At 73.9% G+C, this 12500-nt stretch carries 9 protein-coding genes; 2 read left to right on the forward strand and 7 right to left on the reverse strand.

Going from position 1 to position 12500, the window contains the following annotated elements; all coding sequences use genetic code 11:
• Positions 1-55: 55 nt before the first annotated feature.
• A complete protein-coding gene (locus AC07AW_RS12770; RefSeq protein ID WP_478815469.1) occupies positions 56-1081 on the reverse strand; it encodes a LacI family DNA-binding transcriptional regulator in 1026 nt (341 codons plus the stop codon).
• Between the two features lie 246 nt (positions 1082-1327).
• Here AC07AW_RS12770 and AC07AW_RS12775 point away from each other — a divergent pair, with 246 nt between their 5' ends.
• Positions 1328-6217, forward strand: coding sequence for a hypothetical protein (locus tag AC07AW_RS12775; RefSeq protein ID WP_478815470.1), 4890 nt, complete (start codon positions 1328-1330; stop codon positions 6215-6217).
• A 107-nt stretch (positions 6218-6324) separates the two neighbouring features.
• Here the strand turns inward: AC07AW_RS12775 and AC07AW_RS12780 are convergent, their stop codons facing one another.
• Entirely contained in the window at positions 6325-7137 is an 813-nt protein-coding gene (locus AC07AW_RS12780; protein ID WP_478815471.1) for a CbtA family protein, read from the reverse strand.
• Between the two features lie 14 nt (positions 7138-7151).
• Complete coding sequence (locus tag AC07AW_RS12785) at positions 7152-7379, reverse strand: CbtB domain-containing protein (protein WP_478815472.1); 228 nt, start codon at positions 7377-7379, stop codon at positions 7152-7154.
• A gap of 292 nt (positions 7380-7671) precedes the next feature.
• Between AC07AW_RS12785 and AC07AW_RS12790 the strand changes: the two genes are divergently transcribed.
• A complete protein-coding gene (locus tag AC07AW_RS12790; protein WP_478815473.1) occupies positions 7672-8247 on the forward strand; it encodes a histidine phosphatase family protein in 576 nt (191 codons plus the stop codon).
• 52 nt (positions 8248-8299) lie between these two features.
• On the opposite strand, the gene AC07AW_RS12795 is transcribed toward AC07AW_RS12790, so the two are convergent.
• The 4 genes from AC07AW_RS12795 to AC07AW_RS12810 form a co-directional block, all read right to left on the reverse strand.
• Positions 8300-9379: a FecCD family ABC transporter permease gene (locus tag AC07AW_RS12795; RefSeq protein WP_478815474.1), complete on the reverse strand. Its 1080-nt coding sequence runs from the start codon at positions 9377-9379 to the stop codon at positions 8300-8302.
• Positions 9376-10410: a FecCD family ABC transporter permease gene (locus tag AC07AW_RS12800; protein ID WP_478815475.1), complete on the reverse strand. Its 1035-nt coding sequence runs from the start codon at positions 10408-10410 to the stop codon at positions 9376-9378. Before AC07AW_RS12800 ends, AC07AW_RS12795 begins: the two co-directional genes overlap by 4 nt.
• 15 nt (positions 10411-10425) lie before the next feature.
• Positions 10426-11478 carry an iron-siderophore ABC transporter substrate-binding protein gene (locus AC07AW_RS12805; protein WP_478815476.1) on the reverse strand — a complete coding sequence of 351 codons (1053 nt, stop codon included), beginning with the start codon at positions 11476-11478 and terminating at the stop codon, positions 10426-10428.
• A gap of 172 nt (positions 11479-11650) precedes the next feature.
• Complete coding sequence (locus AC07AW_RS12810) at positions 11651-12382, reverse strand: hypothetical protein (RefSeq protein ID WP_478815477.1); 732 nt, start codon at positions 12380-12382, stop codon at positions 11651-11653.
• Positions 12383-12500: the final 118 nt, after the last annotated feature.

Consider the following 12500-nt stretch of genomic DNA (forward strand, 5'->3'; position numbering starts at 1 on the left):
GAGAAGGCGGCGGGCCCGGGAAGGCCACCGGGACCCGCCGCCTTCCCGTACGGAGTCAGGCGGAGGCGCGGCGGACCAGTGAGGTCGGGGTGATCACGGAGGACGGGATCCCGGGCCCGGAACCGTCGAGCAGCCGCATGAGGAGCTTCACCATCAGCCGGCCCATCCCCTCGATGTCCTGGTGGACGGTGGTCAGGGCGGGGACGGTCCCTTCGGCCACCGAGGCCATGTCGTCGAAGCCGACGACCGCCACGTCCTCCGGCACCCGCACGCCACGCTCCCGCAGGGTCCGCAACGCCCCCGAGGCCATCAGGTCGTTGGCGACGAACACCCCGTCGACGTCCGGCCGCCGGTCGAGGAGCTCCGCCATCGCGCGGGCGCCGCTCTCCTCCGTGAAGTCGCCCCGGCACAGGAGCTCGGGATCGGCGTCGAGGAGGACGTCCCGATAGCCGTGGATCCGGTCGATCGCGGACGTCTGGTCGGCGGGACCGGAGATGTGCGCGATCCGCTGCCGCCCGAGACCCACCAGATGCCGCACCGCCTCCCGGGCGCCCCCGCGGTTGTCGCAGTCGACGAAAGGCACGGCCGGATCGGTACCGGGGGCGGGCCGCCCGCCGAAGACCACCGGAATCCGCGCCCGCTCGATCACGGACGGGAGCGCGTCGTCGCTGTGCAGCGAGAACGCCAGGGCGCCGTCGACGTGCCCGCCGCCGAGATAGCGGGAGATCCGCTCGTGGTCCCCCGGCCCCTCCACCCACAGAAGTACCAACTGGGCGTCGTGAGCGGTCAGTTCGCGGCTGATGCCGCGTACCTGCTGCTCGAAGAAGGGGTCCGAGAAGATCCGGAACTCGGGCTCCGCGATGATCACGGCCACGGCGCCGTTGCGCCGGGTCACCAGGGTACGGGCCGCGTGGTTCGGTACGTAACCGAGCTCGTCCACGGCCCTGAGCACCTTCTCCACCAGCGGGGCCCGTACCCCCGCACCCCCGTTGACGACCCGGGAGGCCGTGGCGCGGGAGACACCGGCGCGTGCGGCGACGCCTTCCAGCGTGGGGCGGGGCCCCGTGGTCTGCTCGGGCAAGGCGTACGCTCCTCGGCTGGTCGGCTGGTCGGCTGGTCGGCTGGTCGGCTGGTCGGCTGCTTCGGATGGGCGGGGTGCGTGATGTGCGTGGTGTGCGTGTCCGATGAATGGTGTGCGGTCCTGCGCGGACCAGGATATCTGTAGGCCGTACAGCTTGAGAGCGCTCCCAAAGGGCTCCCGGGGCAGAATCTCGACGAAGACCGGCTGCCCGGGGCGGTGTCAGTGGGGCGTGCGACGATCCGGTACATGATCGTCTCGCTGGATGCCCTGCTGCCCACCGCCGGTACGCACGTGTCGACCACCTACGCCGACTGGGTCGCCGCCCAGGACCCGGACGCGACCGAGGCCGCGCGTGCGCTGGTGGAGGACATGGGGGCCGAGCTCAACCGGTCCTGGACCAAGCCCGGCGCGTTCGTCGACGCGATGGCGTGGCGGGCGCGAAAGCTGCCGCCGGAGCATCTGCCGTGGTTCTGGGACACCGTGGGGCATCGGCTCATCGGTTACGGGAGCAGGCCGGGCGGGCGGGCGTACGCGGCGGCGCGGGCGGCCGAGGCCCAGCACGGTCTGCCGGTGGACCCCGCCTATCGCCTGGCCAACGGGCTGCTGTTCGCCAAGGGCGGGGCCATGCCCGCCAAGGAGTTCGGCGCCCACCAGCGCTTCCTCGCCGAGACCCTCGAGCCGACGGCGGCGCACACCGCCCTGGAGGCGTTCCTGACCGCCTGGGCCGCCTCGCCCGCCGATCTCCCCGCGGATCTGGTGCGCCGGGTGCGGGCCTCCGCCAAGAAGGCCGGGCTCGGGGACGCGGAGGTCGCCCGGCTCGTGGCCGCGATCCTGTCGGTCACCCGGAAGAAGACCGTGCCGGACGCCCTGCTCGCGGCGGCCGAGACGGTCCTGACGGCCCATCCGCCGACGGACGCGATCGCGGCCGGCCTGGTGGAGGTCTTCCCCGAAGGCGTCACCGACGGAGGCCCGTGGCTGCGGATGCTGATCGGCTGCGGCGCGACCGCGGCCATGGAGGCCGGCCGGATCGTGCCGGAGGGCGGCGTCCATCACTGGCTCGGGAGCTTCGTCCGCATGTACCAGTACGCCCTGCAGTCCGGCGGCGGCGTCGCCCGCCAGCCGCTGCCCGGGGAACTCCTCGACCTGATCGGCCGGTTGGGGCCGCGCCTGGGGGCCGAGGCCGCACCCGTGACGCTGCACACCACCCGCCACCACTACCAGGGCTTCGACGCGGACGTCCTCGACGCCTGCCTGGCGGCGGGAGTCACGATCACCGACCCGGGCGCGGACGTACGGATGCGCTTCTGGGGCGACAAGTCCCGGCGCGACCTCGTCGCGCTCGCCGCCGACCCGGTGTTCGGCCCGCGCCTGGAAGGGACCGTGCACGCGAACCTGCTGCCGAACTGGCACCTGGCGCACGGGCGCCGGCCCGGCTCCGCGGTGACGCTGCTCCCGGGCAACGAGGGCATCGCCCAGGAGGTGGCCGGACGGGTCGGCAAGCTCGTCGACACCGTCGGGGGCGGCGGCATGGCCGGCGCCGAGGAGTCCGTGGCCGAGCTGGAGACCCTTCTCGACCGGCCGACCGTGACGGCGCTCGGCGGGATCGCCGACGCCCTCGGCGCGGTGAGCGCGGCGGGCGCGCTGCGCCGCTCGCTCACGGCCGGGCTTCCGGAGGAACTGGCCTGGCCGGCGCTCGAGTCGGTGTACGCGGAGTTCGCCGCCGAAGCCGAAGCCGAAGCCGAAGCCGAAGCCGAGGCGGAGGCCGAGACCGATGACGCCGTCGCCGGTCCCGTGCTGGGAGTGACCGGTGTCGCCGGAGTGACCTGCACCTGGCCGGTGCTCACCGTGTTCGGGGCCGACCGGGCGGTCGCGGTCGCCCCGGACGGGGTGCGGGCGTCCTGCCGGTTCACGGTGCCGGACGACGCGACGATGCACGCCGTCCACTACGTCGGCGGATCCTTCCTCGTGAGCTGGTCGGTCAAGCAGGATCCGTACTACTGCGACACCGCCTGTTGGGCGGACCGGCCCGAGGAGCCCTTCACGCCGGAAGCGCAGGGCGGCCTCGTACCGTTCGGCGGGAAGCTGGACGGGGCCTACGGCTTCCAGTTCGAGACGGCCGACGGGGGAGGGCGCCACGGCGGTTTGCGTGCCCTGCGGCCGGGCGGCACGGAAGGCATCGACAGCAACGAGCTGCAGCTCGGCGACGGCTCCCGGATCTGGACCAACGGCGTGTACGGCAGGCGTCCTTGGGAGGCCGTGGACTCGGTCACCGGGGAGCCGACGGGCGGCGTCGAGGTGCCCGACTTCCCCGGTCGCCCCGCGAGCGCCGACCCGGCGACGGAACCGTCCGAGGCGGGCATGGCCCTGGCCCCGGAGGCCCTGCACCTGGCGCCGCTGCCCGCCGGCCTGACCGACTCCCCGCTCGGGAGCAGGGACGGTCTCGTCGGAACCCGGATCCTGTTCCGTACCCCGCACCGCGACCCCGCGCCCGATCACTACCTGCTCCAGAGCATCGACGGGCGCACGGCGCGGTTCGGCATCGACCGGCAGGGCCAGAAGCCCTGGGCGCTGTGGGCGCCGCCGGAGGGTGCCGCGGAGGACGTGGTCCTCGCCGAGGCCGAGACGTGGACGGGCGTCCGCGCGTACACCGCCGACGGCGTCCTGCTGTGGGAGCTGGACGGGAACCACTCGCACCGCGAGCCCCGGGTGAAGCCGGCCCGGCGGGTCACCCCGTCCCGGGGCGTGGCCCTGCCCCCGGCCTTCTGGTACCTGCTCCGGACCCGGGACGCGGCCGGATCCCGGGCGCTGCGCAACGTGCGCCGGGAGGCGGCGGAAGCGCTGCTCACGGCCGCCTTCGAGAGCATGGCTGCCTCCGAGACCTTCGCCGCCTCCGAGAGCATGGCAGCCTCCGAGACCTTCGCCGCCTCCGAGGGTACGGGCGCCGTCGACGGCACGGCCGCTTCCGACGCCGCGGCGACGCTCCGTGCCGTCGTGGCGCGGGAGCTGCCGGACGTCACGGATCCCGTCCTGGTCGAGGCCGTCGTCGCCGTGGCGGAGCGGGCCGCCCGCGTGGAGCAGCGGCGGCGCGCCCTGCACCGGCGCGTCACGCTGCTCGCCGAGGCGCCGCCCGTGCGGCTCGGCCGGTCCGCGCCCGACACCGAACTCGTTCCCGCGCTCTTCGGTCTGGTCGGGACCGGCGAGACCGACCGGTGGCGTCGGACCCCCGACGTGGCCCTCCCCGCGACGCTGACCGCGCTCGCGGCCGACGGCGCCTGCCTGGAGGGGACGATCGTCGAGGAGGTGCGGCGGCTCTCGCCGCCCGCCCCGCCGCACGACTGGTCACAGCTCCTCGGCACGATCGACGCCGTCGCCTGGCGGGCGGCGGTGGCACCGACCCCGGACGCGGACCGGGCCGCTCTCCTCGCGCTCCTGGACACCTGGGCCGAGCAGCCGTTCGCGCGCGCGGGCAGCCGTTGGTGGGCGGGGAGGACGTCCGGCCCCGGGATCGTGGACTTCATGCGCGCGTACAGCACGGTCATCGCGTCCGCCGGCGTACGGGACGGCGGCGCGGAGCACTGGTTCGTGGCGCCCGTCGCCGAGAACCCGCACGCCGACCCGGTCCCGGGCGTGGCCACCGAGGTGCGGCACGTGCGCGTGGAGCGGGACGACGCCCAGCGGCTGCGGGCCCTCGTGGCCGCCGTCGACGCCCACGGGCCGCTCCCGGTCCCGGAGACGGCGGTCGCGCGCTTCGCCGAACTGACGGGCGTGCGACGGTCCGTGGCCCGGCTCGTCGTCGCCGGTCTCGTCGGCCGGGCCGACCGGGAGGAGGACCGGGCCCTCGTGCGCAAGGCCCCGTACAGGGCGACCCCGCTGACGGCGGAGTCGTACGAAGAGCTGCGCGCCCGGCTCGGCGACGCGGGCCGCAGGGCCGTCCTGGCCGCCGCCCTGCCCGACGACCCGACCGAGCTGTGGGGGCAGGGCGGGGTCGAGGCGGCCGTGGAGCGGATGGCCGGAGTGTGGCGGGAGCTCCTCGGGGCGCAGCCCGTCGTGGACGACGGGACGGCCGACGCCCTGGAGACCGACCTCGGCCTCGCCGAGGTGTGGGCCCGGCGTCTCGCCGGAGGCCACGACGCAGCCGAGGACGCGACCGTGCGCGCGGCCGGCTGGGAGTTGGCCGGGACCCGGTACGGCACGGAGGTGGAGGTCAGGGCCGTACCGCCGGCCGGGCCCGAACTGCCCTACCGCACCCCGGTGGGGCTCGCCCTGACGGACCTCGCGAGCGCCCTGGTGTGGGCGTGGACGGACCGGCCCGTCGGCGATCCGGCGCTTGCGGGCGCGCAGGACCTGTACGAGCGGCTGCGCGCCGAACTGGACCGCCCGGAACTGCTGCTCGACCTCGCCGGCGGCCGCGTCAAGGACACGTCGGAGCGGATCGCCGCACGGTTCGGACCCCGGCTGCTGCCGGTCGCCTGGCACGCGGAGAACCGTGCCGATCCGGTCCGCGCCCATGACTCGGGACCGCTCGTCGTGTGCGCTCCCGGCGGCGCCGCCTTCCTGCGCCCCGCGGCGGTCGCCGACCCCGAGGCGTGGCGGGAGGTCCGCGAGCTCACCGACCTCGCGGAGGAACTGGACCGGGTGGCACCGCTGCTCTCCGGCGGCGGACTCGCGCGGATGATGCGCCGCGCGCGCTCCGGAGCCGTACCGGTCGGCGCGTACGAGGCGGATCCGCGCCGGTCCTGCCCGGAGCTCCTCGCCCGGGTGGCGGCGAAGCTCGGCGTGGGCGCGGACGCGGCGGCCCTGTACCTCCAGTTGGCGACCCTCGCCGCGCCCACCGACCGGAACGTACGGCGGTGGAACGGCTGGTCGACGAAGCGGCACGCGGAGGTCCGGGCGGAGCTCCTCGCCACCGGCGCGGTCCTGGAGGCCAAGCGGGCACGGGCCGGCCGGACCCTGTTCCTGCCCGGTGACTGGACGGAGCTCAAGGCCCCGCACCTGCCGCTGGAGACCGTGAAGTTGACGAGTCACCTGGTGCGGCCGATGTGGGACAACCGGATCCGCTCCCCGTTCGTCCGGGTGCTGCCGACGGCACCCCTCCACGAGATGTTCGAGGAGGCCTGGGAGCGGATCTCCGGCTAGGTCCTGTCGGGGCCCGGTGCGGCCGGCGTCGGCCGTACCGGGCACACGACGACGCTGCCCCGCCCACCGAGCGGTGGGCGGGGCAGCGTCGTGGAAAGGTGAGCCGGTCAGCCGGCGGCGGGGGCCCCGAGCTGAACCTGCGGGTCGGCGCCTGCCGTTCGGGCCGCCAGCGCCTTCTGCGCGAGGACGCCGAAGACGATCCCGAACACCGCCCACAGCACCGCCTGGATGGCCAGCGACGCGAGCCTGAACTCCCAGAGCAGCGCGGCCGGGAAGGTCGCCGCGACGGCGTCCTCGTTGTCCGGCAGGACCGCGAAGGCGACGGCCGTCACGACGATGAACCCGCCGGCGGCCGCCAGGGTCGCGTTCCAGTTCCCCAGACGGGGCGCGAGCCGCCGCCCGGCGATCACGGCGGCGATCCCGAGGAGAACGCTGAGCAGGATCATCAGGAAGAACAGGGTGGTGCGCTGCCCGATGGTGTCCGGATTCCCGACGGCCGGAGGGGTCGCCGGGTACTTGAGGAACGGCACCAGATAGACGGTGGTGAACGCGGCGGCGGCGGTGAGTGCCGCCGTCGCCCGGGGGCTGAACCGGCCGACGCGTCCCAGCACGAACGAGAACGCGAGCGAGGCGATGCCGCCGAGCGCGACCCCGTACACGAGGACACCGGTGGCGAGGCCGAAGGTCGACTGCTCGGAGCGGCTGATCGCCTCCTCTTCCTCGGCGGCCGCGGCGGGTTCGGCGGCGGCCTCACCGTGGTGGCTGTGGGCTTCGTGCGCGGCCTGGGCCTCCTCCACGGCGATCGCACCGTTCACGGGCGGCTCGCCCACCGTGTAGGCCACGGCGAAGGCGAAGAGCCCGGCGATCAGGCCCGCGAGCATGCCGCGGACCAGGAGGGATCTGACAGTCGAGGCGTGCATGGTGCGGTCGCCTCTCAGTGGCACGGGAAGCCGAGCAGGTGGCGACCGTCGTGCACCCACTCGTGCACGTCGGTGCCCGCGATCAGCGAGGTGGCACCCTGCTCGGCACCGACGAAGTACACAGCGATCAGCGCGAGGAGCCCGACGAAGAAGGCCCAGGGCAGTACGGCGCGCACGGGCAGCGGAGCCGGAACGGCGACGGACGGGGTGGAAACAGCAGCGGAGACGACGGCCTCGGCCATGATGGAACCTCCTGCGGGAACTCGCGTCCCAGACGGTGGTGCAGGACGACGGTCCACGGGTCTGACTCGCCGTGACGTCACCCTCGGGGACGCCTCGGCATACAGTGGCGCGACCGTGCCGGCTTCTCACCGGACTTCCGTCTCGCCGTCGTCACGTTGTTCAAATGTCGCCTGACGGTACCGCGCGCGGGGACCGTCGCCAAGAGCATGAGGCGCGCATCACCTCGCCCACGCCCCCGGTAGAGTCCCGTCCGCCCCCTCGCCCCCCCTCCGGCCGCCGCAAAGGAGCCCGATGACAGTCCGGTTGACGCTGATTTCGCCCGCGGCGAACGAGGCGCTGCGCGAGGTCCGGTTCGACGACGACGGTCCTCTCGACCCGAAGGGCATCGCCCTCGCCGAGGCCGTCGCGTCCGCCGTCGACCCGTCCCCGCGCGCGTACTCCTCGCCGTCCCGGCGCTGTCGCGGTACGGCGGAGGCCCTGGGCCTGTCGGCGGAGGCCGTGGACGCCCTCGCGGGCTGCGCCATGGGCCGGTGGCGCGGGCGGAGTCTGGCGGACGTCGCGGCCGCGGAGGAGGCCGAGGTGTCCGCCTGGCTGTCCGACCCGACGGCGGCCCCGCACGGCGGGGAGTCGCTGAGCGACCTGCGTGTCCGGGTCGGCGCCTGGCTCGACGGCCTCCGGGAGGGCTCCGGACGCGTGACCGCGGTCGCCGAACCGGACGTGATCCGCGCCGCGATGGTCCACGCCCTCGCGGCACCGGACTTCACGGCCTGGCGCCTGGACGTCCGCCCGTTGACCGCGGTCCACCTCAGCGGCCGCGCCGGCCGCTGGAACCTGCGCGCGGGAGAGTCGCTCGGACGACAGCAGTAGGGGGGACCGCACAGCGGTCCCCCCGAGGGCCAGTCCGTCGGCTCGCGCCGGATCAGGCGGGTCGCTTCCACTCCCGCAGCAGGAGATAGCCGAGGTACGCGCCTCCGACGGCCATCGTGTACAGGCCGACCGGCAGGTTGTCGAAGAGCGGCAACTGCTGGGCGGTGAGGTCGGCGAGGACCAGGAGCAGGGCGCCCAGCAGCGTCGACATGACCAGGTGCGGGCCGCCGCCGCGGGTGACCCGCTTGGCGATCTGCGGTGCCGTCAGGGAGATGAACGCGATCGGTCCGGCGACGCTGACGGCGCCCGCGGACAGGACGATCGACAGCGTGACCGCCGCGGTCGCCGTGCGGGCCGGGCGGGCGCCCAGGCCGGTCGAGAGGTCGTCGCCCATCTCGCCGATGCTCAGGGGCCGCGCGAGGAGCGCCGCGAGCGGCAGGCAGACGAGCAGCACCACCCAGATCGTCGCCGCGTCGTCCCAGGAGCGGGCGGCGAGGCTGCCGTTGATGTACGCGGTCAGCGCGCTGGCCTTGTCCCGCTCGACGGCGTACACCACGTACTGGGTGAGGGCCGTCGACATCGCGGCCACGCCGATGCCGGCCACGACCAGGCGTCCCGGGTTGCGGAAGCCGGTCCCCGTGGAGAGGTAGACGACCGCCATGGCGATCACCCCGCCGAGCAGCGCGCCGACGGGCACCGGTACGACGTCCGGGAAGAACAGCGCGGCGGCCGCCGCACCCGCCCCGGAACCCGCGCCGAGCCCGATCACGTCGGGGCTGCCCAGGGGGTTGCGAGTGACCGACTGGAAGAGGGCCCCGGACAGGCCGAAGGCCGCGCCGGTGGCGATGGCGACGACGAGCCGCGGGCCGCGCAGCCGGTTCAGGACGAAGGCGTTCTTGCCGGTGGCCTCGCCCATCAGCGCCGACGGAAGGTCCGTCGGGTCGATGCCGAGCCGGCCCAGGGAGAGGGTCGCCACGGCCGCCCCGAGAAGCAGCAGCAGCGTCACCACGGAGGCGATCGCGGTGCGGCGGCGGACGGGGATCGAGACCCACGGGCCGATCCGTACGAGGGCCCGGCCCGTGGGCCGCGAGGAGGTCACGGCAGGGGTGTCGATCCGCTCGGCGGTCTTCATGACGCTCCCCTCATGCGACGGACGGCGAAGAGCAGCGCGGGCGCGCCCACGAAGGCGGTGACGACACCGACCATCAGCTCCTGCGGGCGGAGCAGCACCCGGCCGATGACGTCGGCGAACAGCAGCAGCGTGGGCCCCGCGAGCGAGGTGAAGAGGATCTGCAGCCGGAAGTCGGCGCCCACGAGCGCCCGGACGAGGTGCGGGACGGCGAGCCCGACGAAGGCGATGGGGCCGACGGCGGCCGTCGCGGCGGCGCTGAGCAGCGTTGCCGCGAGGAGACCGGCGCCCTTGACGCGGGCGGGGCTGATGCCGAGGGAGGCGGCCTTGTCGTCGCCCATCGCCATGGCGTTGAGCCCGGGTGCGAGGAGCACCGCGAGGACGAAGCCGGCGGCGGCGAACGGCAGGACCGCCCAGAAGGCGTCGAAGCCGCGCCCGCCGAGCGCGCCCACCACCCAGTAGCGGTACGTGTCGAAGACCTGCGGCCGGGACAGTGCGACGGCCTGGATGAACGCGGCGAGGACGGCGGAGAGCACCGCGCCGGCGAGCACCAGGCGGACCGGTCCGCTGCCGCCGCCGGCCGTGCCGATCAGGTGGACGACCACACCGGTCGCCAGGGCGCCGGCGAGAGCCCACCAGATGTTCTCGCGCTGCCCGGAGGCGCCGAGGAACGCGGTCGCGGCGACGATCGCGGCGGACGCGCCCGCGTTGATGCCGAGAAGTCCCGGCTCCGCGAGCGGATTTCGGGTGATGCCCTGCATCAGCGTGCCCGCGACGCCGAGGCAGAGCCCGGCGAGCAGGCCGAGCGCGGTGCGCGGATAGCGGCTCTCGACGACGGTGCGGACATAGCCGTCGCCGTCACCGGTGACGACCCGGAGCACATCGGACGCGGACGTCGGCTTGCTGCCGAACATCACGCTGGCGAGGACCGCGAGGGCGAGCAGGATCAGGCACAGGGCGGCGGCTGCCAGGTGCCGGGCAGGGCCCCGCCGTACGACGGCGGGGCCCTGGCCGATCCGGGAGAGAGTGGTCACGCTCGGGACCCGGTGCTACTTCCCGGCCTTGGCGACGGCCTTGTCGATCATCGGGAGGTACCGCTCGATGCTGTACGGCACCGTCAGCGGGTTGATCATCGACGAGGCGGTGACGAAGGGCTGGTCGTTGCTGTAGACGAGCGCGCCCTTCTTGACCGCGGGGATGGCCGCGTACAGCGGCTGCGCCTCGATCTCCTTGCGGGACTTGTCGTCCATGTAGAAGGTGAAGGCGATGTCGCTCTTGGAGAGCTTGTTGGCGTTCTCCAGGCCGATGAGGGCGGAGTCGGTGCCCTCGGTCTCCTTGAAGGTGTTCACGACCGGGTCGACCTTGAGGCCCAGCTTGGAGACCATCGCGACGCGCTGCTCCTCGGGCTTGAAGACGCCGAGGGTGCCGGGGCCGGTGTTGTAGATGTACGAGAACGTGACGTTCTTGTAGTTCGGGCGCGTGGCGGCGGCGTCGGCGAGCTGCTTGTCGATCTTGGCGGTGAGCTCCTTGGCCTTCTCCGGCTGGCCGAGCGCCTTGGCGACGATCTCGATCTGCTGGTCCCAGTCGGTGCTCCACGCCTTGTCGGGGTAGGCGACGGTCGGCGCGATGTCCTTGAGGAGGTCGTACTGCTTCTGCGTGATGCCCGACCAGGGGGCGAGGATGACGTCGGGCTCCAGTTCGGTGATGGCCTCGATGTCGAGCTCCTCGCCGCCGTCGAACTGCTTGGGCAGCGTGGCGCCGGACTTCTTCACGGCGTCGTGGATCCAGGGCAGGTAGCCGGTCTTGTCGCTGCCCCAGGGGTAGCTCTCGATGCCGACGGGGACGTTGCCGAGGGCGATGGCGGTCTCGGCGGAGCCCTGGCCGAGGGTGACGACCCGCTTCGGCTTCTCCTTGATGACGGCCTCACCGAGGGCGCTCTTGATGGTGACGGGGAACGCGCCCGCCGGAGCCTTGGCCGCCGAGTCCTTCGTGTCGTCCTTTTTGTCGTCCGAGCCGCACCCGGTCACCATGAGGCCGAGCGAGAGCGCGGCGGCACCCGCCACGAGGACGCGGCGGCGGAGGGGGGTGAACAGTGCAGGCATGGCGGATCCTTGTCTCCGGGCAGAGGTGTGCTGGCGCCCCGCCCGCCGCCTCTCCGGGCATGGGAATGCCGGGGCAGCGGCCATCGCGAGGCGCTTGTTAGGTGAGCCTAACCTATCCCCATTCCTGTGGGGGCGCCAGGGCCCGGTCGAGCGCCCGTCACGTGAACCGGCGTCAGCCCGACGCCTCCCACGCCGTCGTCAGCCCGTCCAGCCACGCCGGCGGCAGCTCGGCGGCGTCCCACTCCTCGTGCAGGTCCGCCGGTGCGGTGGCGAGCCGTTCCAGAACGGCGACGCTGGTGGGGGAGTGGATGAGCGAGTACCGGCCGTGGATCGCGATCGCGCTCCCCGGCCCGTACTCGGCGTACAGCCGTTCCAGACGCGCCCGGTGGACCGAGGTGAACTCCGTCAGCCGCCCCGCGTACCCGGCCCGCTGACGCGAGCTCATCGTGCCGAGGAGGGCCCGCAGCACCTGCTCGGTGACCTCCGGGTCGAGATCGGAGACATCCGTGAAGGAGAGATAGAGCGGGGTGACCGCCACATTGGTCCGCTCCAGCTCCGTCCGCCCGACGGGAGGACGGTCGTCCGGGGAGGCGGCCGACGGATCCGCCGCGACGGCGTGCCTCAGCGCCCGCTCGGAGACGGCGCCCAGCTCGTCGGTGACGGCCCGCACCCCGTCGAGCCACCCGGCGGCGTACGCCTCCTCCTTCCCCTCGGGCGCGCTCCGCCGGGCCCCGCCGATCTCCTCGTACGCGAGGGCCAGCGCGCCCGCCTCGACGAACCCGATCAGCTCCTCGGCGTCGCCGGACCAGACCCCCGCCCTGGCGAGCAGCTGGAGGAGCGTCCTCTTGGCGTTGAGGACGCTGGCCTCGTCCAGCTGCTGCCGTCCTTCTCCGGCGGTGCTCACAGGGTCCTCCTCGTCGTAGGGACGGCGCGTGCGGGGCTCCGCGGAACGCTCTGTTCGAGCCTACGCAACACCCGGCGCCGCCAGCGGGCGGCCGGGCCCGTCGAGACGCGGACGACCG

The sequence above is a fragment of the Streptomyces sp. NPDC044003 genome, from assembly GCF_056435185.1.